Annotated in this window: 24 protein-coding genes and 1 tRNA gene; 18 read left to right on the forward strand and 7 right to left on the reverse strand. The window is 70.0% G+C overall.

What is annotated here, in order from left to right; genetic code table 11:
* Positions 1 to 46 precede the first annotated feature (46 nt).
* Positions 47 to 895, forward strand: coding sequence for a TauD/TfdA dioxygenase family protein (locus tag AC1ROY_RS28305; protein ID WP_493152279.1), 849 nt, complete (start codon positions 47 to 49; stop codon positions 893 to 895).
* 117 nt (positions 896 to 1,012) lie between these two features.
* Here the strand turns inward: AC1ROY_RS28305 and AC1ROY_RS28310 are convergent.
* Positions 1,013 to 1,087 (reverse strand) — tRNA-Thr (locus AC1ROY_RS28310).
* A 120-nt stretch (positions 1,088 to 1,207) separates the two neighbouring features.
* Here AC1ROY_RS28310 and sppA point away from each other — a divergent pair.
* The 8 genes from sppA to AC1ROY_RS28350 all read left to right on the forward strand — a co-directional run bounded on the left by sppA (position 1,208) and on the right by AC1ROY_RS28350 (position 6,817).
* Positions 1,208 to 2,119, forward strand: coding sequence for a signal peptide peptidase SppA (gene sppA / locus AC1ROY_RS28315; protein WP_493152280.1), 912 nt, complete (start codon positions 1,208 to 1,210; stop codon positions 2,117 to 2,119).
* A 70-nt stretch (positions 2,120 to 2,189) separates the two neighbouring features.
* Positions 2,190 to 2,492: an integration host factor subunit beta gene (gene ihfB, locus AC1ROY_RS28320; RefSeq protein WP_493152281.1), complete on the forward strand. Its 303-nt coding sequence runs from the start codon at positions 2,190 to 2,192 to the stop codon at positions 2,490 to 2,492.
* Positions 2,492 to 2,776, forward strand: coding sequence for a lipopolysaccharide assembly protein LapA domain-containing protein (locus tag AC1ROY_RS28325; protein ID WP_493152282.1), 285 nt, complete (start codon positions 2,492 to 2,494; stop codon positions 2,774 to 2,776). The genes ihfB and AC1ROY_RS28325 overlap by 1 nt, the downstream gene beginning before the upstream one ends.
* Before the next feature lie 13 nt (positions 2,777 to 2,789).
* Positions 2,790 to 3,503: an orotidine-5'-phosphate decarboxylase gene (gene pyrF / locus AC1ROY_RS28330; RefSeq protein ID WP_493152283.1), complete on the forward strand. Its 714-nt coding sequence runs from the start codon at positions 2,790 to 2,792 to the stop codon at positions 3,501 to 3,503.
* Positions 3,500 to 4,153, forward strand: coding sequence for a phosphoribosylanthranilate isomerase (locus AC1ROY_RS28335; RefSeq protein WP_493152284.1), 654 nt, complete (start codon positions 3,500 to 3,502; stop codon positions 4,151 to 4,153). The genes pyrF and AC1ROY_RS28335 overlap by 4 nt, the downstream gene beginning before the upstream one ends.
* 72 nt (positions 4,154 to 4,225) lie before the next feature.
* Positions 4,226 to 5,488, forward strand: coding sequence for a tryptophan synthase subunit beta (gene trpB, locus AC1ROY_RS28340; RefSeq protein ID WP_493152285.1), 1,263 nt, complete (start codon positions 4,226 to 4,228; stop codon positions 5,486 to 5,488).
* Positions 5,485 to 6,306, forward strand: coding sequence for a tryptophan synthase subunit alpha (gene trpA / locus AC1ROY_RS28345; RefSeq protein ID WP_493152286.1), 822 nt, complete (start codon positions 5,485 to 5,487; stop codon positions 6,304 to 6,306). The genes trpB and trpA overlap by 4 nt, the downstream gene beginning before the upstream one ends.
* 52 nt (positions 6,307 to 6,358) lie before the next feature.
* On the forward strand, positions 6,359 to 6,817 hold the full coding sequence (locus AC1ROY_RS28350) for a cupin domain-containing protein (protein ID WP_493152287.1): 459 nt from the start codon (positions 6,359 to 6,361) through the stop codon (positions 6,815 to 6,817).
* On the opposite strand, the gene AC1ROY_RS28355 is transcribed toward AC1ROY_RS28350, so the two are convergent.
* Positions 6,805 to 7,836 (reverse strand): LLM class flavin-dependent oxidoreductase, encoded by a 1,032-nt coding sequence (locus AC1ROY_RS28355; RefSeq protein WP_493152288.1) that lies wholly within the window; start codon positions 7,834 to 7,836, stop codon positions 6,805 to 6,807. The genes AC1ROY_RS28350 and AC1ROY_RS28355 overlap by 13 nt on opposite strands.
* Positions 7,837 to 8,006: 170 nt before the next feature.
* Between AC1ROY_RS28355 and AC1ROY_RS28360 the strand changes: the two genes are divergently transcribed.
* The 3 genes from AC1ROY_RS28360 (at position 8,007) to AC1ROY_RS28370 (ending at position 11,835) form a co-directional block, all read left to right on the forward strand.
* Positions 8,007 to 8,732, forward strand: a complete 726-nt coding sequence (locus tag AC1ROY_RS28360) for a GntR family transcriptional regulator (protein WP_493152289.1) — start codon at positions 8,007 to 8,009, stop codon at positions 8,730 to 8,732.
* Between the two features lie 15 nt (positions 8,733 to 8,747).
* A complete protein-coding gene (locus AC1ROY_RS28365; protein WP_493152290.1) occupies positions 8,748 to 10,775 on the forward strand; it encodes a metallophosphoesterase family protein in 2,028 nt (675 codons plus the stop codon).
* Positions 10,776 to 10,869: 94 nt separating this feature from the next.
* On the forward strand, positions 10,870 to 11,835 hold the full coding sequence (locus tag AC1ROY_RS28370; RefSeq protein WP_493152291.1) for a Bug family tripartite tricarboxylate transporter substrate binding protein: 966 nt from the start codon (positions 10,870 to 10,872) through the stop codon (positions 11,833 to 11,835).
* Positions 11,836 to 11,854: 19 nt separating this feature from the next.
* Here AC1ROY_RS28370 and AC1ROY_RS28375 read toward each other — a convergent pair whose 3' ends face one another.
* Positions 11,855 to 12,961 carry an alpha/beta hydrolase family protein gene (locus tag AC1ROY_RS28375; RefSeq protein WP_493152292.1) on the reverse strand — a complete coding sequence of 369 codons (1,107 nt, stop codon included), beginning with the start codon at positions 12,959 to 12,961 and terminating at the stop codon, positions 11,855 to 11,857.
* A gap of 97 nt (positions 12,962 to 13,058) precedes the next feature.
* The gene (locus tag AC1ROY_RS28380; protein WP_493152293.1) at positions 13,059 to 13,724 is read right to left on the reverse strand and encodes a DUF2848 domain-containing protein; all 666 of its coding nucleotides are present in this window, start codon (positions 13,722 to 13,724) and stop codon (positions 13,059 to 13,061) included.
* A 68-nt stretch (positions 13,725 to 13,792) separates the two neighbouring features.
* On the opposite strand from AC1ROY_RS28380, the gene AC1ROY_RS28385 reads away from it, so the two are divergent.
* Complete coding sequence (locus tag AC1ROY_RS28385) at positions 13,793 to 14,650, forward strand: NAD(P)-dependent oxidoreductase (RefSeq protein ID WP_493152294.1); 858 nt, start codon at positions 13,793 to 13,795, stop codon at positions 14,648 to 14,650.
* A 58-nt stretch (positions 14,651 to 14,708) separates the two neighbouring features.
* Positions 14,709 to 15,671 (forward strand): Bug family tripartite tricarboxylate transporter substrate binding protein, encoded by a 963-nt coding sequence (locus AC1ROY_RS28390; RefSeq protein ID WP_493152295.1) that lies wholly within the window; start codon positions 14,709 to 14,711, stop codon positions 15,669 to 15,671.
* A 140-nt stretch (positions 15,672 to 15,811) separates the two neighbouring features.
* On the opposite strand, the gene AC1ROY_RS28395 is transcribed toward AC1ROY_RS28390, so the two are convergent.
* The 3 genes from AC1ROY_RS28395 to AC1ROY_RS28405 form a co-directional block, all read right to left on the reverse strand.
* A complete protein-coding gene (locus tag AC1ROY_RS28395) occupies positions 15,812 to 16,687 on the reverse strand; it encodes a 2-hydroxy-3-oxopropionate reductase (RefSeq protein ID WP_493152296.1) in 876 nt (291 codons plus the stop codon).
* A gap of 19 nt (positions 16,688 to 16,706) precedes the next feature.
* Positions 16,707 to 17,486, reverse strand: a complete 780-nt coding sequence (gene otnI, locus AC1ROY_RS28400) for a 2-oxo-tetronate isomerase (RefSeq protein WP_493152297.1) — start codon at positions 17,484 to 17,486, stop codon at positions 16,707 to 16,709.
* Between the two features lie 262 nt (positions 17,487 to 17,748).
* Entirely contained in the window at positions 17,749 to 18,933 is a 1,185-nt protein-coding gene (locus AC1ROY_RS28405; protein WP_493152298.1) for a pyridoxal-phosphate-dependent aminotransferase family protein, read from the reverse strand.
* A 125-nt stretch (positions 18,934 to 19,058) separates the two neighbouring features.
* Between AC1ROY_RS28405 and AC1ROY_RS28410 the strand changes: the two genes are divergently transcribed.
* The 4 genes from AC1ROY_RS28410 (at position 19,059) to AC1ROY_RS28425 (ending at position 24,302) form a co-directional block, all read left to right on the forward strand.
* Complete coding sequence (locus tag AC1ROY_RS28410; RefSeq protein ID WP_493152299.1) at positions 19,059 to 21,929, forward strand: FAD-binding and (Fe-S)-binding domain-containing protein; 2,871 nt, start codon at positions 19,059 to 19,061, stop codon at positions 21,927 to 21,929.
* Positions 21,926 to 22,492, forward strand: coding sequence for a DUF924 family protein (locus tag AC1ROY_RS28415; protein WP_493152300.1), 567 nt, complete (start codon positions 21,926 to 21,928; stop codon positions 22,490 to 22,492). The genes AC1ROY_RS28410 and AC1ROY_RS28415 overlap by 4 nt, the downstream gene beginning before the upstream one ends.
* Positions 22,493 to 22,861: 369 nt before the next feature.
* Positions 22,862 to 23,521, forward strand: coding sequence for a DUF1194 domain-containing protein (locus AC1ROY_RS28420; RefSeq protein WP_493152301.1), 660 nt, complete (start codon positions 22,862 to 22,864; stop codon positions 23,519 to 23,521).
* Between the two features lie 142 nt (positions 23,522 to 23,663).
* Positions 23,664 to 24,302: a VOC family protein gene (locus AC1ROY_RS28425; RefSeq protein WP_493152302.1), complete on the forward strand. Its 639-nt coding sequence runs from the start codon at positions 23,664 to 23,666 to the stop codon at positions 24,300 to 24,302.
* The last annotated feature ends 23 nt before the right edge of the window (positions 24,303 to 24,325 follow it).

Raw genomic sequence — 24,325 nt, forward strand, 5'->3', positions numbered from 1 at the left:
CCGGGCGGCGCCTGCCAGCCTCGCGCCGACAACAGGGAGAGGCGAGATGGCCGGAACTGGTTCTGAAGTCGCGGCGCCGAACGCAGGTCACTTCACCCTCAGGCCCCTGGCGCCGAGCTTCGGCGCGGAGGTGCTGGGCCTCGATCTCCGCCGGCCCATCGACGGACCGACGGCGAGCCTGCTGCGGGACGCTTTCCGCCGCTATCGCCTGCTGATCTTGCGGGACCAGGACATATCGCCCGAGGACCAGTCGCGCTTCGGACGGATCTTCGGCGAGATCTTTCTCCGCGAGCACGGGCGGGTGAAGCCGAAGAGCGAGAACGAGCTCTTCGTCTCCAATGTCCGGCCGGACGGGCTGTTCGGCGACGTCGAGCTGGCCTTCCACCTCGATCACATCTTCTATCCGGAGCCCCTGACCGCGCTGATGCTCTACGGCGTCGAGGTGCCGGCGGAGGGCGGCGAGACCTGCTTCTGCGACACGGCGGTGGTTCTCGACGAGCTGCCCCTCGAGCTGAAGCGGCGCATCGACGGGCGGAGCTGCCGCCATGTCCGCGCCTATGACGAGGTCGTGGCCGCCCGCTACAACGTGGCGAGCGAGAAGGAGGAGAGCTCGACCGCCGTCCATCCGATCGTCTGGAGCGACCCGGAGACGGGGCAGAAGGCGATCTGGGTCAACCGCCGGTGGAGCGTGGAGGTTCTCGGCCTGTCGCCCGACGAGAGCGCGGCGCTGCTCGCGGAGGTGCGGCAGCAGATCGAGAGCAGCAGCGCCACCTATTGCCACGCCTGGCGGCCGGGGGACCTGGTGCTCTGGAACAACCGGCTGCTGCAGCATGCGCGGCGGGCCTTCGACCCGGCGACGCGCCGCACGCTGCGGCGGACGCCGATCATGGCCTGATCCGTCGGTTGGGGGGAGGAACACAGGATCGGCGCTGGCGAAGCCGGCCTGATCCGGTGGAGTTGGAGCGCTGGCCGGCGGATCGGCTGGGCAGCGCTGAAAAGGTTGGAAAGATAGTGGTGCCGACTCGGGGAATCGAACCCCGGACCTACTGATTACGAATCAGTTGCTCTACCCCTGAGCTAAGTCGGCCCGCCCACGCGGCGCGGTGAATAGCGCTCCCCTCGGCCCCTGGCAACCGCATGCCTTCGCAGAAGGCCTGGAACGCCCTATCTCCAGGGGGACATCGCATCCACGGGACGCATCCGACCCATGACGCTGGAGTCCGACCTCCTTCTCGATCGCAGGCGCCTCAAGCGGCAGCTCGGCTTCTGGCGCGGGGCTCTCGTCCTTGGCCTGGTGCTGCTCGCGGCCCTCTACTGGGGCGACGAGCTGCCGGATGCCCTGGCCGGCGACCATGTCGCCCGCCTGCCCATCGAGGGCACCATCACCGACGAGCCCAAGCTGCTCCGCGAGATCGCGCGGGCCGGCCGCGATTCGCATGTCCGCGCCGTCCTGGTCGTGATCGACAGCCATGGCGGCACCGTCACCGGCGGGGAGGGGCTGTACCGCGCCATCCGCGCCCTGCGCGAGGCGGGCAAGCCGGTAGTCGCCGTCCTGACCGGCACCGCGGCCTCGGCGGGCTACATGGTGGCGCTGCCGGCCGAGCGGATCTTCTCTCGCGAGTCCACGCTGACGGGCTCGATCGGCGTTCTGCTGCAGTCCTTCGAGGTCTCGGAGCTGATCTCCCGCCTCGGCCTGCGGACGGAGACCCTGACCTCCGGCCCGCTCAAGGACCAGCCCAGCCCCTTCCGCCCCCTCACTGAGGAGGGCCGGGCCTCGCTGGCCGCCGTGGTGGAGGACATGTACCGGCAGTTCGTCGCCATGGTCGTGGCCAACCGCAACATGCCGGAGGAGCGGGTGCTGCCGCTCGCCGACGGCCGGATCATGACGGGCCGCCAGGCCCTGGCCGCCGGGCTGGTGGACGCGATCGGCGGCGAGGCGGAGGCCCGCGCCTGGCTCGCGGCCAACCGCGGCGTCTCCGCCGACCTGCCGGTGCGCGAGATCGACCCCCGGGGCGCGGCGGAGCGGGCGCTGTCCCTTGCCTCCGCGAGCATCTGGCGGGCCGGAATTGCCGCTTTCCGCGCCGAGGGCTGGTGGCCGGGCGCGATTCTTCCCCGGTGAGTCGCATATCCGGGCTTGCAAATCCTTTGACTTCCGCTTGCTATGAACCACGGACGGCGCGGGGACCTGCATGACGAAGAGCGAGCTCATCGCGCATCTGGCGGCGCAGCACCCGCATCTGCGGCAACCCGATATCGAGCTTGTGGTCGGCACCATCTTCGAGGAGGTGAGCGCCGCCCTGGCCCGGGGCGACCGGGTGGAGCTGCGCGGCTTCGGCGCCTTCACGACCCGCCGGCGCGACCCGCGGCAGGGCCGCAACCCCCGCACCGGCGAGGCCGTGGCCGTCGCCGGCAAGGGCATGCCGCATTTCCGGCCGGGCAAGGAGCTGCGGGCCCGGGTCAATGGCGGCCAGGATCCCGGCGAGGGTCCCTGATGAGCCTGATCCTGCCAGTCCTGATCGCCCTCGCGCTGGGCGTCTTCGCGCTCGCCAACGGGCACGCCGTGACGGTGGCGCTCTGGCCCGGCGGCTGGACGGTGGAGCTGGCGCTCTGGCAGGCCATTCTGGGTCCCTGCCTGGTCGCCTTCCTGGCCGGCGCGCTGCTCGTCTGGTTCTCGCACCTGCCCCAGAAATGGAGCAACCGGCGCCTGCGCCGGACGGCGAAACGGCTTGACGCCGAGCTGGCCGCGCGCGATGCGGCCCTCGCCAAGCCGAACTGAAGGTCTTTCGCATATGTTGCCGCGTCCGGACGGTCCTCAGGGCCGGCTGATCGTCGCCCTCGACACGCCGGCGCTGCCCCGCGCCGAGGCGCTGGCCGCACAGGTCGCGCCGGAGGCCGGGCTGCTGAAGCTGGGGCTGGAGCTGTTCTGCGCGGAAGGGCCGCCGGCGGTGGCGGCGCTGCGGCGGCGGGCGCCGGTCTTCCTGGACGTGAAGCTGCACGACATCCCCAACACAGTGGCGGGCGCGATCGGCTCTCTCGCGCCGCTCGGCCCGGCGATGATCACCATCCACGCCGCCGGCGGCCCGGCGATGATCGCCGCCGCCCGCAAATCCGCTGAGGCGGCCGGTGCCGCGCGGCCCATGCTGCTTGCCGTGACGGTGCTGACCAGCATCGACGCGGAGACGCTTCGCGCCATCGGCGTCGAGGCCGATCCGGTGAACCAGGTGATCCGCCTTGCCCGCATGGCCCTGGCGGCCGGCGCCGACGGACTGGTCTGCTCGCCGCGCGAGGTCGCGCCGATCCGCGCCGCGCTGGGAGAGGGGCCGCGCCTGGTGGTGCCGGGCATCCGCCCCGCCGGCAGCGAGGTCGGCGATCAGGCGCGCGTGGCGACCCCGGCCGATGCGGTGGCCGATGGCGCCGACTGGATCGTGGTCGGCCGGCCCATCACGGGCGCCGCCGATCCCGCCGCTGCCGCGCGCGCCATCGTCGCGAGCCTGCCCCGGTGACCGAACAAAGAACGACCGAGGTCAAGATCTGCGGCATCTCCACGCCCGGGGCCCTGCGCGTGGCGGCTGAGGCGGGTGCCGATTTCGTGGGCTTCGTCTTCTTCCCGGTCTCGCCGCGCGCGCTGACCCCGGCACAGGCCGGTGCGCTCTCCGCCTCGCTCGAGGGCGGGCCACCGCGCGTGGGGCTGTTCGTGGACCCGCAGGACGAGCTGATCGAAGCCGTGCTGGCCGCCACGCCGCTCGACCTCATCCAGCTCCACGGCGGCGAGACCCCGGAGCGCGTCGCGAAAGTCCGGGAGAAATTCGGCTGCCCGGTGATGAAGGCCATCGGCATCGCGACCGAGGCCGACCTCGCCCAGATCGACGATTTCTCCGGCGTGGCCGACCGGCTGCTGCTGGACGCCAAGCCGCCGCCGGAAGCCACGCGGCCGGGCGGGAACGCGGAAGCCTTCGAATGGCGCCTCGCGCGGCTGAAGGACATCCCGGTGCCCTGGCTGCTCGCCGGCGGCCTCACGCCCGCCAATGTGGCCGAGGCCATCCGGGTCAGCGGCGCGCCCGGCGTGGATGTCTCCTCCGGCGTCGAGCGGGCCAAGGGCGTGAAGGACGAGGGCCTGATCCGCGATTTCATCCGGGCCGTGCGCCAAATGTGACCGCCTGGGGTTGGGGAAAGGCCGGCCGCCCGCTATCAAGGCCGCCCCTCAACGCCAGACCCGGGAACACCAGTGAACAAGCCCGTCACGCCGCCCCTGCGGCCCAACACCTTCAAGAGCGGCCCGGATTCCGCGGGACGTTTCGGCGGCTTCGGCGGCCGGTACGTCGCCGAGACCCTGATGCCGCTCATCCTCGAGGTGGAGGCCGCCCTTTCCGAAGCCAAGAAGGATCCGGGCTTCGACAAGGAATGGCGACGGCTGCTGAAGGACTATGTGGGCCGCCCCAGCCCGCTCTGGTTCGCCGAGCGCATCACGCAGCACTGCGCTTCCCTGGCGCCGCGCCGCGGCGACGGCGCGAAGGTCTACTTCAAGCGCGAGGACCTGAACCACACCGGCGCGCACAAGATCAACGCCGTGCTCGGCCAGATCCTGCTGGCCCGCCGCATGGGCAAGAAGCGCATCATCGCCGAGACCGGCGCGGGCCAGCACGGCGTCGCGACCGCCACGGCCTGCGCGCTCTTCGGCCTGCCCTGCACGGTGTTCATGGGTGCGGTGGATGTGGAGCGCCAGAAGCCCAACGTCTTCCGCATGAAGCTGCTGGGCGCCGAGGTGGTGCCGGTGACCTCCGGCGCGGCCACGCTCAAGGACGCGATGAACGAGGCGCTGCGCCACTGGGTCGCGAATGTCGACGACACCTACTACTGCATCGGCACCGTCGCCGGCCCGCACCCCTATCCGGTGATGGTGCGCGACTTCCAGTCGATCATCGGCGAGGAGGTGCGCTGGCAGCTCGCGGAGCTCGAGGGCGAGGGACGCCTGCCCGACATTCTCACCGCGGCCATCGGCGGCGGCTCCAACGCCATGGGGTTGTTCTTTCCCTTCCTCGACGACCCCTCTGTGGAGATTCATGGCGTCGAGGCCGGCGGCCATGGCGTGGACACGCAGGAGCACGCAGCGAGCCTCACCGGCGGCCGGCCGGGCGTGCTGCACGGCAACCGCACCTACCTGCTGCAGGACGAGCACGGCCAGATCCTGGAGGGCCACTCCATCAGCGCCGGGCTCGACTATCCCGGCATCGGGCCCGAGCATTCCTGGCTGCATGAGCTCGGCCGCGTGAAATACGTGAATGCGACCGACAACGAGGCGCTGGACGCCTTCCAGCTCTGCACCAAGCTGGAGGGCATCATTCCCGCTTTGGAGCCCGCGCATGCGCTGGCTCATGTGCTGCGCATCGCGCCGACGCTGCCGGCCGACAAGATCATCGTGCTGTGCATGTCCGGCCGCGGCGACAAGGACATCTTCACCGTCGCCGACCATCTGGGGGTGACGATATGAGCCGCATCCCCGCGCGCTTTGCGCAGCTGAAGGCGGAAGGGCGCGGCGCGCTCATCACCTTTCTGGAAGCCTACGACCCCGATCCCGCGACCAGCATGGCCATCCTGCGCGGCCTGCCCGGCGCGGGCGCCGACCTCATCGAGATCGGCGTGCCTTTCACCGACCCCATGGCCGACGGCCCGATCATCCAGCTCGCCAGCCAGCGCGCGTTGAAGGCGGGCGCGACCATGGCCGGCACGCTGGCCATGGTGCGGGACTTCCGCACCGAGGACACGACGACGCCCATCATCCTGATGGGCTACCTGAACCCGATCCTCTCCTATGGCGCCGATCGCTTCGTCACCGATGCGCAGGCCAGCGGCGTGGACGGGATCATCGCCGTGGACATGCCGCCGGAGGAGGCGGAGGTGCTGGCGCCGGCCGCCCAGGCCGCGGGGATCGACATCATCCGCCTCGTCGCCCCGACCACGGATGACGAGCGGCTGCCGCTGGTGCTGAAGGCCTCCTCGGGCTTCGTGTACTATGTGGCGCTCGCGGGCATCACCGGCACGCGCAGCGCGGACCCCGATACGCTGCGCAAGGCCATCCCGCGTGTCCGGGAGCATACCGACCTGCCGATCGCCATCGGCTTCGGCATCCGGACGCCGCAGCAGGCGGGCGAGGCCTCGCGCATCGCCGACGGCGCGGTGGTAGGGAGCGCGCTGGTCGACACGCTGCACAAGTCCCTGGACGAGCAGGGCCGGGCGAAGCCGGACAGCGTGCGCAAGGTGCTGGACCAGGTGCGCGGCCTGGCGGAAGCGGTGCGCGCCGGCGCCTGATTCACGGCGATCCTGCGCGCCCGGCCGCGGAGGCCGGGCAGGGGAGGGAGCGATGCCGAAGGTCGATATCGCCTCCGTGCGGAAGATTCTCGGCGCGGGGTATCCGCCGCCGTTCGACGCGCCCTGCGCCGAACGGGTCCGGCAGCGCCTGGGCGATGCCGGCGGCCTTTCGGATTTCGGCGTCAACCTCATGCGCTTGCCGCCGGGCCGCTGGTCGAGCCAGCGGCACTGGCATTCGCACGAGGACGAGTTCGTCTATGTCCTCGAAGGCGAACTGGTGCTGATCGAGGATGGCGGCGAGACGGTGCTGCGCGCCGGCGATGGCGCCGCCTTTCCGAAAGGCAACGGCAACGGCCACCACATGATCAATCGATCGGACGCGGTGGCCATCTATCTAGAGGTCGGCTCACGCCACCCCGCCGATCTGACGACCTGCTCCGACATCGACATGATGAGCGCCAATGCCGATGGCCGCTTCACCCGCAAGGACGGCACGCCCTACGAGGGCTGAAGCAACTCGCGCACCATCGGCATCACCTTCGTTCCGAAGAGCTCGATGCTCCGCATGAGCTTCTCGTGCGGCAGCGCGCCGGCGCTGTATTTCATCTGGAAGCGCTGAATGCCCAGCGCCTTCACGGTCGCGGCGATCTTGCGCGCGACCGTCTCCGGCGACCCGACATAGAGCGAGCCCTGGCTGGCCTCGCGCTCGAACTCCGCGTGATTCATCGGCCCCCAGCCGCGCTCCGCGCCGATCCGGTCGCGCATGCGCTTGTAGTCGGGCCAGAGGTCCTCGCGCGCCTGCGCGTCCGTCTCGGCAACATAGCCCGGCGAGTGCACGCCGATCGGCTGCAGCGGCTTCTGCAGCTTGTCGCAGGCCTGCCGGAAAAGATCCGCATAGGGTGCAAAGCGCTGCGGATCCCCGCCGATGATGGCGAGCATGAGCGGCAGCCCGTACCGCGCCGCGCGGATCACGGAATCCGGGCTGCCGCCCACGCCGATCCAGGTCTTCAACGGGCCGTGCTCGACCAGCGGATAGACGCGCTGGTCCCTGAGCGCCGCGCGCGTCATGCCGTGCCAGCTCACCGGCTCCTGCGGCAGCAGCTTCACAAAGAGGTCCAGCTTCTCCTCGAAGAGCTGCTCGTACTGGTCCAGCTCGAAGCCGAAGAGCGGGAAGGATTCGGTGAAGGAGCCGCGCCCCAGGATCACCTCGGCGCGCCCGTTGGAAGCCGCGTCCAGCGTGGCGAAGCGCTGATACACGCGCACGGGATCGTCCGAGCTCAGCACCGTCACCGCCGAGCCCAGCTTGATGCGCTGCGTCTGCCCGGCGATCGCCGCCAGCACCATCTCCGGCGAGGAGACGGCGAAGTCCTCGCGATGGTGCTCGCCGATGCCGAAGAAGTCGACGCTCAGCCGATCCGCCAGCACGCCCTCTGCGATCACGTCGCGGATGACCTGGGCGTGCAGGAGAAGCTGGCCGTCCGGGCCGAAGGTGACGTCGCCGAAGGTGTCGAGGCCGAGTTCAAGGGTCATGGCCGGGCGTTTCGCCCGGTGGGGTGAAGCTGTCGCATGTGGGAATCCAAGGGTGGGGAGGGGAGCTTTGGAGGCACAGGTGGGTGCCGCGGCGAGGTCCTGCAAGTCGAATGGAAAGTCATATACTTTGCTGCTTGACCCACAAACTTTGGGCGCGTTAGCCTTCCCGCATGCAGGTCAGCGCCGGCGCCCTTCCGATCTACCACCGCATCGCGGCCGTGCTGCGCGACGAGATCGTCACGGGCCGCCTCCCGCCGGGCGAGCGCCTCTCCACCATCAAGGACATGGCCGAGCGCTACCAGGTCGCGCCCGACACGGTGCGCCAGGCGCTGCAGCTGCTGCGCGACGACGGGCTGGTGCGCTCGCGGCAGGGCAGCGGGACCTTCGTCGCCGATGAGCCGCCGCTGCCGAAGTCCAAGGTCATCGCGCTCGACTGGCCGGAATTCATGCGCGAGATCCGCGGCAACACCGCCCGCGTGCTGGAGACCGACGAGCGCGACCCCGTCCTCTCGCCGCAGGAGGGTCGCCCGGCGCCCGGCTACCGCCGCATGCTGCGCGTCCACAGCGATCCGGACGGCACACCCTACGGCCTCGCCGAGATTTTCCTGGACCGGCGATACTATGCCCGCGCGAAGCATCGCTTCGAGACCAAGATGGTGCTGAACGTGCTGGAGGAGGTCGGTGATTCCGATCTCGTCGAGCTGCGCCAGCGCTTCTCCGTTGGCTCGGCCGACCATGTCGTCGCGGCGCATCTCGGCATCGCCGTCGGCGCGCCGGTGGGCCGCGTCCGCCGCGCGCTGGCGAGCGCGGAGGGGGAGGTGGCCTATCTCTCCATCGGCACCTTCCTCGGCGACGCCGTCGCCTTCGAGACCGTCCTGCGGCGGCCACCCTCGTGAACCGGAGCATCGCCCATGCAGGTTGACCGCATCTCGACCGACGAGGCGCCGCTCTTCCGCTTCGTCGTCATCACCGACACGCATGTGAACGCCGAATGGGGCTTCTCCACATCACCCTATCCCACCGGCGCGCTCTTCAACGCCCGCGCCGCGGCGGCCTTCGCCAAGGTTCGCGCGCTGAAGCCCGATTTCGTGCTGCATCTCGGCGACAAGGTGCATCCCGTGCCGGGCCAGCCGGGCTTTCCCGCGGCGGCCGGCCATTTCCACGAGATGATCCGGGATCTCGGGGCGCCGATCCACTGGATTCCCGGCAACCATGATGTCGGCGACAAGCCCTCCGGCTGGCTTCCCGCGCCGCCGATCACCGACGAGGCCCGGGCGATCTACACCGAGGCCTTCGGCCCCGACCGCCAGGCCTTCGACCATGACGGCGTGCGCTTCGTGATGGCCGACGCCTCGCTCATCAACAGCGGGCTGGCGGCGGAGGCGGAGCAGTGGGACTGGCTCGACGCCAATATCCCGCGCGACCGGCGCTCCTTCCTCTGCCTGCACTACCCGCCCTACCTGCTCGATCCTGACGAGCCGGACCACTACGACAACCTCGCCGATCCCGGCCGCGCGCGGCTGCTGGCGATGCTGAAGGACCGCCCCGTCGAGGCGCTCTTCTCGGGGCATGTGCACAACGTCTTCATGAACCGGCTGGGCGGCACCGATATGCACGTGCTGCCAGGCATCGCCTTTGTCCGGCACGACTACACGCAGCTCTTCTCCGCGCCGCCGGTCGACGACGAGTACGGCCGGAACCATATGGGCCGGCTCGGCTTCATGGTCGTGGAGGTCTTCGCCAAGGGCCACACCGTGCACTGGGTCCACACCAACGGCGGCATCGAGCCGGAGATCGCCGACCGGCAGATGACCGTCTCGATGCTGCATCCGCGCCGCCGCGCCGCGCCCATCGGCGTGGACCTGCGGCAGGAATGGGCGCGGCCGCTGCCCATCGTGCCCGCCGGCGGCGTCGACGAGCTCAGCCGGAAGTACGTGCGCAACGACTACCTCGCGATGCGGCTGCAATCGCTCGGCCTGCGCCACCTGCGCGTGCCGATGCAGGACGTGACGGAGCCGCGGGCGGCCGCGCGCATGCACGACTTCGCCGCCTTCGGCCATCGCTTCACCGCCTATGGCTTCGGCGTGCCGACACAAGAGGTGGGGAACAGGCTGGCGGCCGCCGGGCCGACGCTCTCCGGCCTCGAGATCATCCTGCCGCCCGAGGCGCTGGAGGCCGAGGCGCCGCGGCTCGCCGCCCTGGGCCGTACGCTCGGCGTGCCGGTGCTGCTCTCCCGGCTGCACGTCTCCGCGCATAGCGAGGGCGGGGGCGACGGCCGCGCCGTCTATGCCCATTTCATCCGCCATGGATTCGCCCCGGAGGAGGCCGATGCCGCCTTCGCGGGCCTCGATGCCGGCATCGCCGGCCTGTGCTTCACCATCGACCGCGATGCGCCGCTCTGGTCCTCGGCGGAGGCCATCGCGGCCGCCGCGCGGAAGCACGGCAAGCGCGCGCTGGTGCATCTGCGCCTGGCCGGCGACAGCGTTGCGAAGCACGCCGGCGGCCTCGACGACACCGCCCGGCGCGTGGCCGAGGCCACGCTGGCCGGCTGGGCGAACCGGGACGTGCTGGAGATCGTCGTCGATACCTTCGTCGACCTCGACCGCGGCTATTTCCCCCGGACCGGCCTGCTCGACCCGCTCTGCGAGCTGCGCCCGGCCGGCGCCGCGTTGCAACGCCTGGCCGAGCTGCTGGCCGACACGGCCCAGGGCGGCGAGGTGACGGTCCAGGGCGGCGCGCGGCTCTTCCGCGTCGGTGGACGCCCCTGTGCGCTCGTGCTCGACGGGATGCCCGCCGGCTTCGAGGCGGCGGCGGTAATCCGCCTGGACACGGGCGCGCCCGTCGCTCCGGGCGCGGATGCGGAGGGCATGCCCATCCTTCTCATCGGCTCCGGCGAGGCGGAAGATGCCGCCCTCGCCAGGGCCGAAGTCGTGACCTGATCCTGCCGGCCGCCCCACCAGATCGGGGCGGCCCATCACTGGACTGAGCCTTGCCGGAGGAATCGCCCGTCGCCTCAAGGACGGGAGACTGGAGATGGTTGATTTCGGACGCCGCGCGCTGCTCGCAACGCCGGCACTGGCGCTTGGCACGTCGGCCTGGGCGCAGGGCTTCCCTACGCGCCCCCTCAACTTCATCGTGCAGTTCGGCGCGGGCTCCTCGACGGACCTCGTCATGCGCCGGCTGGGCGAGGTGGTGGGCGGGAAGCTCGGCCAGCCCGTGGTGATCACCAACAAGACCGGCGCTGGTGGCATGCTGGGCGTGGCCGACATCGCGCGCGCAGCGCCCGACGGCTACACCATCGGCTCCGTCAACATGCCGACGCTGGCGATCATCCCGCACCTGCAGCGCGCGCCCTACGACCCGCTGACCGCCTTCCACCACATCGCCGTTGTGCAGCCCTACGAGTACGGGCTCTATTGCTCCGCCTCGGCGCCCTGGCAGAACTGGGAGGAGTTCGTCGCCTATGCGCGCGCGAATCCCGGCAAGCTCAGCTACGGCTCGCCCGGCGTCGGCACGACCAACCACCTGGTCACGGAGCGCATCGGGCGCGACCTCGGCATCAGCTGGACGCATGTGCCCTTCCGCGGCAGCGACGCCGAGATTTTTTCCAGCGTCCTGGGGGGCCACATCCAGTTCGCCAACGGCAGCCGGCCCGCCGCGGAGCCGCAGGTGAAGAGCGGCGCCATGCGCCTGCTCCTGGTCACGAGCCACGAGCGCTGGGACGGCCTGCCGGAGGTGCCGACCATGGAGGAGAAGGGCTTTTCCTACTTCCAGGCGTCCTTCTTCTCCATCGCTGCGCCGGCAGGACTCCCAGGCGAGGTGAGGGCGAGGCTGGACGGGGTCTTCCGCGAGGTCCTCACCGACCCCGCCTTCATCCGCGAGGCGGCAGACCGGCTCTCGACCAAGGTCGCGTACCAGGACGGCGAGAGCTACGCGCGACAGATCCGCGAGATGCACACCTTCTACGCGACCTTCCTGCCGCAGCTCGGGCTCACTTAGCCCGGGCTGTCCGCCGGGCTCAGCTCTTCATCATCCCCTGGGCCGTGAGCCAGCCCTGGATGAGACCGGCGACCTCGTCCGAGTTGTCGTCGTGCATGAGCATGTGCGTGTTGCCGGTGACGCCGCGGGCGGTCATCTCCAGCAGCTCCACCGTGCCGCCCGCAGCCGTCATCCCCGTCGCGAAGCGGTCGATGGCGACGCGATAGGCGGGCCAGGGCGCCTGGTCGAGGAAGTCGCCCCAGACCATGAGCAGGGGGATGTTGCGCATGCGCGCCATGTCCACCGTCGCCGGGTCGGGCGCGCCGGTGCCCTCCACCGCGACGATCGCCGCCACCTTGTCCGGCGCGTCGAGCGCGGCGCGCAGCGCGAAGGCGACGCCCTGGCTGTGCACCACGATCACCGAGGGCTCGGTCATCTTCGCGAGGTAGGCGGCATAGGCGCGCTGGACGAAGGCATCCGAGCTGGCCCAGCGCGGGATCGCCTGGCGGCCGAGATTCTCCAGCATGCCGGGCGAAAAGCGCGCGCCAGGATAGGGGCGGCGCTTGGCGGGATCGACATCGAAGCCGTCGGGCGGGCCGAAGCGGAAGGTGCGCCAGGCCTCGTAGAGGCTGCGGAAGACCGGCTCGTCCGGCAGGATCTCGGGGAAGCGCGGCCAGGAGGCGCGGCCGCGCTCGAAGGCGTCGCTGACATAGACGTCGTGGCCGGCGCGCAGGAAGAAGGACTGCCAGCCCGGGCGGCCGTCCGGCGTGTCCTCCCAGCAGGCGCCGGAGAGGCCGCCGCCGTGCCAGAGCATCAGCGGATGGCGGGCCTTGGGCGCGGCCAGCTTCACGTACTGCACGTACATCTGGCCGACCATGTAGTCGCCGTTGACCTCGATGCGGCGGACCGGGCCGGTCGCGGTCATGCGGACCTCGCGCGCGGGCAGGCCGGTCAGCGTGCGGACCTCGCCGCCGATATGGAAGCCGCCGATGGCGGCGACCTGGAGCGGCCCAGGGGCAGGCATCTGACTGGCGGACGACTGGGCGGCGGCGGCCAAGGGGGCGGGCAAGGCGGCCGCGAGCATGCCGGTCCCGAGCATGGCCCTGCGGCGCGAGGCCACGCCCGGCCTGGTGTTCCTGCGATCCACGTCTTCTCTCCCGACGGGCGGCGCCGTCGGATCGGCGCGGCCTCTGCGCGATTCTTAAACGTGCCGCCGGGCGAGCGGTAGCGTCACACCGATCGTGTCAGACCGATCGGGCCGCGTAGCCATGCCCCAGCGAGCGGCCGAGGACCGGGTCGTGCAGCGTCACGCGGAACTGGGCGGCCGGCCGGATCGCGCCGTGGACGGGCAGGGTGCCGCCGAACATCAGCACGCCCGGGCCGGTGGGCACGTTCAGGTCGCGCGCGCGCTCGATCAGGTCGTCCGGGTGGCGCATCGCGGCGACAGGGCCGTGCTGGTAGGTGACCCAGGTGTGGTCCTCGAGGATCTCGCTCTGGATCTCGAGCTTGTCCCAATGGTCCTTGATCTCCTCCCAGGCCCAGAGGTGCCCGCCGATGGGCTTGGGGCACATCTGCTTCGAGACGGGGATGGAATAGGCCTCGACCTTGCGGTCCGTGTGGTCGGAGCCGCAGCCGACGAAGCGGCCCTCGGGGGTCTCCAGCAGGAACCATTCGCCCTCGCCGCTGCTGTCCTGCCCCAGCACGTCCACGAAGGGCGACTGCGTCAGCGTCTCGATGCCGGCGCGGTAGAAGCAGGGCACGGTCTCCGGCGCCGCGATGCCGAGGGCGGCGAGCTCGTCGATGTGCTCCTGCACCTTGTGCGGGTCACGCCCCGTCCAGCCGGCGATGACGAGCTCGGTGATGGCGGCCGTCAGCGTTCCGTCGGGCGTGGAGAAGTCGAACTCGCGCATGGGGGTGTCCTGGACAAGAGGGCGGGGAGCATCGGAACATGCAACGCAGAGAAAAGGGAGGGGTAGCCGTGGAACAGGTGGGGTTTATCGGGCTCGGCATGATGGGCAAGCCCATGGCCATGAATCTGGTGTCGAAGGGGGTGTCCGTGACCAGCCTCGACGCGGCGGGCGTGACCATCCCCGGCGCGGCGGCGGTGGCCGATGCGGCGGCGCTGGCGAAGGCCGGCAAGCTGGTCATCCTGATGCTGCCGGACAGCAAGGTCGTGGCCTCGGTGATGGAGGCGCTGCTGCCGGCGCTGCAGCCGGGCTCGCTGGTCATCGACATGGGCAGCTGCGAGCCGGGCGAGACCCGGCGCTGGGCCGCGGCGCTGAAGGCCAAGGGCTGCGCCATGCTGGACGCGCCGGTCTCGGGCGGCGTGACCAAGGCGAGGGCGGGGACGCTGGCCATCATGGTGGGCGGCGATGACGCGGATTACGCCCGCGCCGAACCCGTGCTGAAGGCCGTGGGCGAGGCGCTGATCCGCACGGGCGCGATCGGCAGCGCGCATGCGATGAAGGCGCTGAACAACTACGTCTATGCCGCCGGCCTGCTGGCAGTGTCCGAGGCCGCGCAAATAGCGGAGGCAGAGGGGCTGGACCTCAGCATCTTCGCCGCCGTGCTGAACGCCAGCTCGGGCCGCAACATCGCCTCGGAGACGAAGCTCGCGCAGGAGATCACCTCCGGCCGCTACGCCGGTGGCTTCCAACTGGGGCTCATGCGCAAGGATCTGGAGACGGCGGGCCGCATCTCGGAGCAGACCGGTGTCACGGCGGACATGCTGCAGCTCTGCCGCGGGCTCTGGACGGAGGCGATGGCCGATTACGGGCCGAAGGTGGACAACACCGAGATCCATCGCTTCATCAAGAGCCGTCCCGTCACGGTCTGACTTGTCGGCCTCACCCGCATCCGGCAAGGGTGGGGGCAACAACGATCGAGGGACTTCCATGACGCTTCACCGTCGCCACCTGCTGGCCGCGCCGGCGCTGTTCGCGCCGCTCGCCGCGCAGGCGCAGTCCGCCTGGCCCGAGCGCACCATCCGCATCACCATCGGCTTCCCCGCGGGCAGCGTGACGGACAGCCTGATGCGCAACCTGCTGGAGCCGCTCTCGCGCGAGCTCGGCCAGACGGTGATCATCGACAACCGGCCCGGCGGCAACGGCGTGGTCGGCACCATGGCGGTGAAGAACGCGGCGCCGGACGGCTACAACCAGGCCATCCTCAGCGTGACCAACGGCGCGCTGAACACCTACCTCGTGCGCAACCTGCCCTATGACCCGATCAAGGACTTCGTGCATACGGGCTTCCTGGCCGAGGCGCCCTACCTGCTGGTGGTGCCGGCCAACTCGCCGGCGCGCAGCGTGGCGGAGCTGGTCGATCTGGCGAAGCAGCGGCCTGGGGAGCTGACCTTCAGCCACGGCAATTTTTCGGCCCTCATCGGCAGCGAGCTGCTGTGCCGGCTGACGGACACGCGCATGTTGGCGGTCCCCTCGCGCGGCGGGCCGGAGGCGCTGACGGAGGTGCTGGCGGGCCGCATTGACAGCACGCTGACGGACTTCGCGGCGGGGCTGGCGCAGGTGCGCGAGGGGCGGGTGCGGGCGCTGGGCGTGACCTCGCCGAACGTCTTCCCGCTGGCGCCGGAGATCCCGCCGATCTCGGCCGCGGTGCCGGGCTACGAGCTGATCGTGTGGTTCGGGCTGGCGGCGCCGCTGGGCACGCCCGCGCCGGTGGTGACGCGGTTCAACGAGGCGCTGGGCAAGGTGCTGGCGCAGCCGGAGACGCGCGAGAAGCTGGGGCGGCTGGGCTATGCGCCGCGGGCGATGGCGCCGGAGCAGTGGCGCGATTTCCTGCAGGGCCAGATCACGAGCCTGACGCGGCTGGCGCGGGAGATTGGGCTGGAGCCCTCTTGAGGGGGGCGTTGCCCCCTCAACCGCCCTACCAAGAAACTCAGTTTCTTGGATCTTCGACCAGTTTCAGGGTCCAGGGCAAAAAGCCCTGGTGGGGGTTGGCCCCGAAGGGGAGACAACGAGGGGCAAAGCCCCTCTCGAAGTCAGCCGATCTTGTGATCCGCCAGTTTCTCCAGCGCCTGCACCATCCCCGAGTGGTCCCATCCCTTGCCGCCCATCGCCGCGCAGGCCGAGAAGAGCTGCTGCGCCGAGGCCGTGTTCGGCAGCGCCACGCCCAGCTCCTTGGCCGATTGCAGCGCCAGGTTCAGGTCCTTCTGGTGCAGCTCGATGCGGAAGCCCGGGTTGAAGGTCCTGTTGATCATCCGCTCGGCATGGACCTCGAGAATGCGCGAATTGGCGAAGCCGCCCATCAGCGCGGCCCGCACCTTGGCCGGATCCGCGCCGGCCTTGCTGGCGAAGACCAGCGCCTCCGAGACGGCCTCGATGTTCAGCGCCACGATGATCTGGTTGGCGACCTTGGTGACCTGGCCCGCGCCGTTCTCGCCGACCAGCGTGATGTTCTTGCCCATCAGCTGGAAGAGCGGCAGCGCGCGGTCGAAGGCGGCCTGGGAGGCGCCGATCATGATGGTCAGCGCGGCGTTCTTCGCGCCGACCTCGCCGCCGGAGACCGGCGCGTCGATGTAGTCGCAGCCCAGCGCGTTGATCTTGGCGGCGAAGTCCTTGGTCGCCGTCGGGCTGATGGAGCTCATGTCGATGACGAGCTTGCCCTTGGTGAGGCCGGCCGCAACGCCGCCGGCGCCGAAGAGCACGCGCTCCACGTCGGGGGTGTCGGGCACCATGAGGATGATGATCTCGGCGGCCTGCGCGACGGCCGTGGCGTCGGCCACGACCTGGAAGGCCGCGCGGCTTTCCGCCGAGAGCGAGGCGCGCTCGGGGACGATGATCTCGTGGCCGCCCTTGGCGAGGTTCTGGGCCATGGGGAGGCCCATGATGCCGAGGCCGATGAATCCGATCTTCATATGTCGTTCTTCCTTTTATTCAGGCGCGGTATTTCGCGAACCAACCCAGACCCGCAAGCGTCTCGCCCCTGGGGCGGTACTCGCAGCCGATCCAGCCGCGATAGCCGCTCGCATCGATGGCGTCGAAGACGAAGGGCCAGTTCACCTCGCCGGTGCCGGGCTCGTTCCGGCCGGGCGTATCGGCGACCTGCATGTGCGCGATGTAGGGCAGCAGCTCCTGCGCCTTGCGCGTCACGTCGCCCTCGGTGATCTGGCAGTGATAGAGGTCGAACTGCAGGCCCAGCCGCTCGGGCCCGATGGCGTCGATGATGCGCTTCGCCTCGGTCGTGGTGTTGAGGAAGAAGCCGGGGATGTCGCGGTGGTTGATCGGCTCGATGATCGGCTTCACGCCTGCCTTGGCGCATTCCTCGGCGGCGAAGTCGAGGTTGGCGGCATAGGTGGAGAGCAGCGTGTCGCGCGGCACGCCGGCAGGGGCGAGGCCCGCCATCACGTGCAGCCGCGGGCATTTCAGGGCCGCGCTGTATTCCAGGGCGCGCTTGATGCTCTCGCGGAACTCGGCGCGACGGTCGGGCAGGGAGGCCATGCCGCGCTCGCCGTTGTTCCAGTCGCCGGGCGGGGCGTTGAAGAGCACGTTCTGGAGGCCGTTGCCCTCCAGCCGCTTGGCGATCTCCTCGGCCGGGTGCTCGTAGGGGAAGAGGAACTCCACGCCTTCGAAGCCGGCCGCGCGGGCGGCCGCGAAGCGGTCGAGGAAGGGGACCTCGTTGAACATCATCGAGAGGTTCGCTGCGAACTTCGGCATATTTTCCGCCCTCAGACGCCGGGCGCGCCGGCCGTTGTGTTTCGCTGGGCGTGCCGGGCGCCTGGCGTCCGGATACCCCCGATGGCGCGCAGACTGCCGGAGCTTGCGCCGGTTGCAAAGGCGCCATCCGGCGCCTTCGCGCCGCTAACCTGCCGGGATCATCCGGCCGCAAAGCGGCCGGCGCCGCCGGACCGACCTGACAACTCGCGCATCCGTGGCGCGGCGAGACCAGGCCGTCCGGCGTTTGAGGGCAACAAAAGCTTCAGGCGTTGCCGGCGATGTAGTCCATCGCCGCCTTCACGCCGTCCGGCTTGTGCGGGATGCCGGCCGCGCGCAGCCCCATCTCCACGCCCGACAGCGTGCCGACCATGTGCAGCTCGCCCACGTCGCCGAGATGGCCGATCCGGAACACCTTGTCGTTGAGCTGGCCGAGGCCGTTGCCCAGCGACATGTTGTACTTCTCCAGGATCGTGGCCCGCAGGCCATTGGCGCTGTGGCCCTCCGGCACGCGCACCGCCGTCAGCACGGAGGAGTAGTGCCGGGGCTCGTCGCACTGGATCTCCAGGCCCCAGGCGCGGACAGCGCGGCGGGTCGCCTCGGCCATACGGTCGTGGCGGGCGAAGACGTTCTCCAGCCCCTCCTCGAAGAGCATGTCGAGCGCCGTATCCAGCGCGTAGAGCATGTTGGTGGCCGGCGTGTAGGGGAAGTAGCCGGTCGCGTTGGCGGCGATCATCGGCTTCCAGTCCCAGAAGCTGCGCGTCAGCTTAGCCGTCTCGCTGGCCTTCAGCGCCTTGGGGCCGACCGCGTTGAAGGAGAGCCCGGGCGGCAGCATCAGCCCCTTCTGGGAGCCGGCGACGGTAACGTCCACGCCCCATTCGTCGTGCTTGTACTCCATGGAGGCGAGGCTGCTGATCGTGTCCACCAGCAGCAGCGCGGGGTGTCCGGCGTCGTCGATGGCCTTGCGGACCTCGGCGATGCGGCTGGTGCAGCCGGTGCTGGTCTCGTTGTGGACGACGCAGACGGCCTTGATCTCATGACCCTTGTCGGCGCGGAGATAGGCCTCGATGTCGGCCGGCTCGGCGCCGCGGCGCCAGTCGCCCTTGAGGAATTCGGGGCGGATGTTCAGCCGCTCGGCCATCTCGCGCCAGAGGCTGGCGAACCAGCCGGTCTCGCACATCAGCACGCGGTCGCCGGGCGAGAGCGTGTTGACCAGGGCCGCCTCCCAGGCGCCGGTGCCGGAGGCGGGGTAGATCACGACATGGCCCTTGGTCTGGAAGATGCCCTTGACCTTCTCCAGGACCTGCAGGCCCATCTTGCCGAAATCCGGGCCGCGATGGTCCATGGTCGGGTTGTCGAGGGCGCGCAGCACGCGGTCGGGCACGTTGGACGGGCCCGGAATCTGCAGGAAATGGCGGCCGGGCGTGGTCTTGGTCGTGAAATAGGCCATGGGCGGGTTCCTCTTGCTGCCGGACCTATGCCCCGATCCGGGCAGCAGTGCCAATGAGTTCGGCTCGTTGACGTCATGAGGATTATCCATCTGACGGCGCGGCCTTCTCCGGATTAGATAGCGGAATGAACGTCCTGACGATTCCCAAGAACAACATCGGCGATTCCCGGCTGGCCGGGCGCCTGTCGCGCGAGACGGAGGGGGAGGTGCTCTTCTCCGCGCCCGATCGCGGCCGCTACGCGACGGATGCCAGCATCTACCAGATCGAGCCGGTCGGCGTGCTGATCCCGAGGACGGCGGCCGACGTGGAGGCCGCCATGGCCATCTGCCGCGAGGAGGGGATCCCCATCCTCCCGCGCGGCGGCGGCACCAGCCAGTGCGGCCAGACCGTGAACCGGGCGCTGGTGCTGGACTGCTCGAAGTATCTGCGCCGCGTGATCAGCGTGGAGGGCGACACGGCCCGGGTCGAGCCGGGCATCACCCTCGGCGCGCTGAACGAGGCGATCAAGGGCACGAAGCAGTTCTTTCCGGTCGATCCCAGCACCTGGCAGCGCTGCACCATCGGCGGCATGGCCGGGAACAATTCCTGTGGCGGCAAGTCGATCCGCTACGGGCTGATGGCGGACAATGTCCGCGCCATCGACGCGATCCTGGCCGACGGCTCGCGCCACATCTTCGGCGAGAACGCGCCCAACACCGACCTCGTGGCCCGGCTGCATGCGCTGGGCGAGCGGGAGGCCGCCGAGATCGCCGAAAAATTCCCGCATCAGCTTCGGCGCGTGGGCGGCTACAACCTCGATGCGCTGACGCCGGATGCGCGGGCCAATGGGCGAGGGAACCTGTCGCGCCTGCTGGTGGGCTCCGAGGGGACGCTGGCCTTCTCCGCTGCGCTGGACCTGAAGCTCTGGCCGATCAAGCCGCGCAAGGTCGTGGGCATCTGCCAGTTTCCGACCTTTCGGCGCGCCATGGAGGCCTCGCGCCACCTCGTCACGCTCGACCCTGAGGCGGTGGAGCTGGTCGACCGCACCATGATCGACCTCGGGCGCTCCATCCCGATCTACCGCGCGACCATCGACCAGATGGTGATCGGCGAGCCGGACTCTCTCCTCATCGTCGAGTTCCACGGTCAGGAGGACGGGCCGCTGCTCCAGCAGCTCGCCCGGCTCGAGGAGATGATGGGCGATCTCGGCCTGCCGGGGCAGGTGGTGCGCGCGGTGGATGGCGGCTTCCAGGCTGCGATCGCCGAGGTGCGCGAGGCCGGCCTCAACATCATGATGTCCATGAAGGGCGACGGAAAGCCGGTCTCCTTCATCGAGGACTGCGCCGTCGGCCTCGACGACCTCGCCGACTACACCGAGCGGCTGAACGACGTGTTCGCGAAGCATGGCACCAAGGGCACCTGGTACGCGCATGCATCGGTGGGCTGCCTGCACGTCCGCCCCGTCCTGAACATGAAGGACGGCGAGGACGTGCGGAAGATGCGCGAGATCGCGGAAGAATGCTTCGCGCTGGTGCGCGAGTACAAGGGCTCGCATTCCGGCGAGCATGGCGACGGCATCGTCCGCTCCGAATTCAACGAGCCCATGTTCGGCGCGAGGATCGCCCGCGCCTTCGAGGCGGTGAAGGACGAGTTCGATCCCAAGGCGCTGCTCAATCCCGGCCGCGTCGTGCGTCCGCCGAAGATGGATGACCGCACGCTGTTCCGCTACGCGCCGGAGTATCACGCGGACGAAAGCATCAAGCCGGTGCTCGACTGGTCCGCCTGGCCCGGCCCGCAGGGCGGCCTGCTGAGCGCCGTCGAGATGTGCAACAACAACGGCACCTGCCGGAAATTCGACGCGAACGTGATGTGCCCGAGCTATCGCGTCACGCGCGACGAGCAGCATCTCACCCGCGGCCGCGCCAACACGCTGCGCCTGGCTCTGACCGGTCAGCTTGGGCCGGATGCGCTGGCATCTCCGCAGGTGGGCGAGGCGATGTCGCTCTGCGTCTCCTGCAAGGGCTGCAAGCGCGAATGCCCGACCGGCGTCGACATGGCGAAGATGAAGATCGAGCACCTGGCCGCCCGCAACGCGAAGCACGGCGTGCCGCTGAAGGACCGGCTGGTGGCGGCCCTGCCCACCATCGCGCGCTACGCCCGCTTCGCGCCCTGGCTGGCGAACATCCGCGACAGCGTGCCGCTGCTGCAGAAGCTGTCCGAGCGCTTCCTCGGCCTCTCCGCCGAGCGCAGCCTGCCGCGCTTCCGCCGCGACGTCTTTTCCGACGAGGAGGCCCGCAGCGACGGCTGGAAGGGCGAGGTCATCCTCTTCGGCGACACCTTCAACCGCTACTTCGAGCCGGAGAACCTGCGCGCCGCCGTGCGCGTGCTGGCCGCCTCCGGCTATCGCGTGACATCCCCAAAGACCGAGGGCCGCCCGCTCTGCTGCGGCCGCACCTACCTCGCCGCTGGGATGGTCGAGCAGGCGCGAGCCGAGGCGCGACGCACGCTGGAGGCGCTGTCGCGATCCGACGCGCCGGTGCTGGGGCTGGAGCCCTCCTGCCTCATGACGCTCCGTGACGAGTTTTCCGCGCTGCTGCCCGGCGCGGCCAGCGACGCCCTGTCGAAGCGGGCCTTCCTCGTCACCGAATTCCTGGAGGCGAAGGATGCGCTGCCCTCGCTCAAACGTGTCGCGGCGACGGCGCATATCCACGGCCATTGCCACCAGAAGGCCTTCGGCGCCTTCCCGGCCGCGGTGAAGGCGCTGAAGCGCGTGCCCGGCATGGAAGTGAAGCCCATCCAGTCCAGCTGCTGCGGCATGGCCGGCGCCTTCGGCTACGAGGCAAAGAACTTTTCCGCCTCGGTGGCGATGGCGGAGCTCTCGCTGCTGCCGGCGGTGCGCGCGGCCGGCGCCGACGACGTGATCGTGGCTGACGGAACCTCCTGCCGCCACCAGATCCAGGACCTCGCCGGGCGCGAGGCCGTGCACTCCATCCGCGTGCTGGACCGCGCCCTGTGATCCGGGACGTCCTGGACTTCTGGTTCTGCGACGGCCGGGAGGGCTACCGGGAGATCTGGTTCCAGCGCGACGACGCCTTCGATGCCGAGATCCGCGCCCGCTTCGGCGAGCTCGTCGTCCCCGCCCGCGAGGGTCGGCTGGACGGCTGGGCCGCCGCGCCGGACGGCGCGCTGGCGCTGATCCTCGTGCTCGACCAGTTCCCGCGGAACCTGTTCCGCGGCTCGCCCGGCGCCTTCGCCAGCGATCCCCATGCGCTCGCTTTGGCACGCCGCGTGGTCCGCGAGCGCCTGGACCTCCGCATGACCCCGACCGAGCGCGGCTTTCTCTACCTGCCCTTCGAGCACGCCGAATCGATGGCGGCACAGGACGAGTCGGTGACGGTCTTCGAGGGCCTTCGCGACGATCCGGCGAGCGCCGCTCCCGGCGGCACGATCGACTACGCCTGGCGGCACTGGCACATCATCCGCCGCTACGGCCGCTTCCCGCACCGGAATGCGGTGCTGGGGCGGGACAGCACGCCCGCCGAGCTCGCCTATCTGGCCCAGCCCGGCGCCGGCTTCTGAGCCCGGCGATCTCGGCAGGGCGGGCATGCGGCCGGCGACAACCGCCGCATTCGACGGCACGCCGCGATTTCCGGCCAGAATCCTAAAAAGAAAAACAAAACGGGCCGATCTCCGGTGGGTGGGACGCGAAAATGGTCTAAACCTGCCCAATTTTTCATCGGCACATTCGGTCAAGCCATGCTGCGGCGCAACAATTAGGTATTGACCCCTGTCCGATGTGGATCAAGATCGATGCGGACTTGGGAGAAAATCGCTGCACGGCTCCTGGTTCGCTAGGGGGCTCGTATGCACCGTCGTCAAATTCTCGCCGCCGCGCTCGCCGCGCCGGCCGTTATCCTGGGATCCCGCGCTGCCAAGGCTCTCGAGCCCGTGGACGTGGAACTGATCCTCGCCGTGGACGTCTCGCGCTCGGTCGATTCCGAGGAGCAGGAGATGCAGTTCAACGGCTATGCCGCGGCCTTCCGCGACGCGCGCCTCATCGAGGCGATGATGCGCGGGCCGATCGGCTCCATCGCCTGCACCTTCTTCACCTGGTCCGACTGGAACATCCAGGAGCACCTGATCCCCTGGATGAAGCTGGACGGCCCCGAATCCGCCGAGCGCTTCGCGCGCGCCATCGACGCCGCGCCGCGCCGGACCCATCTCTACACCTCGATCTCCGGCGCCATGGACTTCGCGGCCGGCCTCTACGGCCAGGGCTACGAGGGCACGCGCCGCGTGATCGACATCTCCGGCGACGGCATCAACAATTCCGGCCGCGAGGTCGGCGCCGCCCGGCAGGACCTGCTGAACCAGGGCGTGGTGGTGAACGGCCTCGCCGTGCTCGACCGCACGCCGCCGCCCCCAGGCCTCGGCGCCATGCAGCCGCTCGACGAATACTATCAGGAGCGGGTGATCGGCGGCCCCGGCGCCTTCCTCATGGTGGCCGACGGCTTCGAGAGCTTCGAGCAGGCGGTGCGGCGGAAGATCATCCGCGAGGTGGCGTCGATCCCGGCGCCCGGGCCGCTGGTGGAACGCGCCTTCGCCTGATCCAGGTCAGGCCCGGCGCCGCGGTTCTCCTTGCGGGGCCGCCGCGCCGGCTCCATCGTTCCTCCACAAAACCGAGGAACATCAGATGCCGGCGCCCCATCGACTGTCCTGCCCCCCCTGCCTGCCCGCGGTGCGCTGAGCCGTGGCCGAGATCGACCACATCGTCATCGGCGCCCGCACCCTCGAGGAGGGCGCCGCCTTCGTGGAGCGCGAGCTCGGCGTGAAGCCGCAGCCCGGCGGCACGCACGAGGGCGCCGGCACGCACAACCTGCTGCTGGGCCTCGGCCCCGACTGCTACCTGGAAGTGATCGCGCCCGACCCCTCGCAGCCGGAGCCCGCGCATCCGCGCCTCTTCGACCTCGACGACCCCGCGACCCACACGATGCTGGAATCCGGGCCGCGGCTGCTCACCTGGGTCGCACGCACGACCACCATGGACGCGGTGATGTCGCGCCTCGGCCCGCGCGGCGGCGAGATCCGCGAGATGCATCGCGGCGAGCTCTCCTGGCGCTTCGCCCAGCCGCCGCAGCGGCAGGACATGGACAACCTCATCCCCTGCCTGATCGAGTGGAAGGGCGAGCGCGCGGGAAAGCGCCTGCACGACAGCCAGCTGCGCCTCGTTGCGCTGGAGGCCGAGCATCCCGAGGTGGACGCGCTGCGGCTCGCGTTGCGCGATCGCGGCCTCGGCGAGGCGCTTGCCGTCCAGCCCGGACCGCATCCGCGCCTGATCGCGCGACTCGCCGGAAAGGATGGCGTGGAATACATCCTCACCAGCGGCTGAGCTTGGGCATTTTGCCCAGGCCG

It is taken from the genome of Roseococcus sp. GW821-FHT12F05, assembly GCF_058806835.1.

Coding starts and splice junctions, on each gene's coding strand:
- ihfB (WP_493152281.1), top strand. CDS start 2,190: ATGACGAAGAGCGAGCTCATCGCGCATCTGGCGGCGCAGCACCCGCAT.
- AC1ROY_RS28325 (WP_493152282.1), top strand. CDS start 2,492: ATGAGCCTGATCCTGCCAGTCCTGATCGCCCTCGCGCTGGGCGTCTTC.
- sppA (WP_493152280.1), top strand. CDS start 1,208: ATGACGCTGGAGTCCGACCTCCTTCTCGATCGCAGGCGCCTCAAGCGG.
- AC1ROY_RS28360 (WP_493152289.1), top strand. CDS start 8,007: ATGCAGGTCAGCGCCGGCGCCCTTCCGATCTACCACCGCATCGCGGCC.
- AC1ROY_RS28410 (WP_493152299.1), top strand. CDS start 19,059: ATGAACGTCCTGACGATTCCCAAGAACAACATCGGCGATTCCCGGCTG.
- otnI (WP_493152297.1), bottom strand. CDS start 17,486: ATGCCGAAGTTCGCAGCGAACCTCTCGATGATGTTCAACGAGGTCCCC.
- AC1ROY_RS28395 (WP_493152296.1), bottom strand. CDS start 16,687: ATGAAGATCGGATTCATCGGCCTCGGCATCATGGGCCTCCCCATGGCC.
- trpA (WP_493152286.1), top strand. CDS start 5,485: ATGAGCCGCATCCCCGCGCGCTTTGCGCAGCTGAAGGCGGAAGGGCGC.
- AC1ROY_RS28405 (WP_493152298.1), bottom strand. CDS start 18,933: ATGGCCTATTTCACGACCAAGACCACGCCCGGCCGCCATTTCCTGCAG.
- AC1ROY_RS28355 (WP_493152288.1), bottom strand. CDS start 7,836: ATGACCCTTGAACTCGGCCTCGACACCTTCGGCGACGTCACCTTCGGC.
- AC1ROY_RS28305 (WP_493152279.1), top strand. CDS start 47: ATGGCCGGAACTGGTTCTGAAGTCGCGGCGCCGAACGCAGGTCACTTC.
- AC1ROY_RS28380 (WP_493152293.1), bottom strand. CDS start 13,724: ATGCGCGAGTTCGACTTCTCCACGCCCGACGGAACGCTGACGGCCGCC.
- AC1ROY_RS28390 (WP_493152295.1), top strand. CDS start 14,709: ATGACGCTTCACCGTCGCCACCTGCTGGCCGCGCCGGCGCTGTTCGCG.
- AC1ROY_RS28365 (WP_493152290.1), top strand. CDS start 8,748: ATGCAGGTTGACCGCATCTCGACCGACGAGGCGCCGCTCTTCCGCTTC.
- pyrF (WP_493152283.1), top strand. CDS start 2,790: ATGTTGCCGCGTCCGGACGGTCCTCAGGGCCGGCTGATCGTCGCCCTC.
- AC1ROY_RS28350 (WP_493152287.1), top strand. CDS start 6,359: ATGCCGAAGGTCGATATCGCCTCCGTGCGGAAGATTCTCGGCGCGGGG.
- AC1ROY_RS28370 (WP_493152291.1), top strand. CDS start 10,870: ATGGTTGATTTCGGACGCCGCGCGCTGCTCGCAACGCCGGCACTGGCG.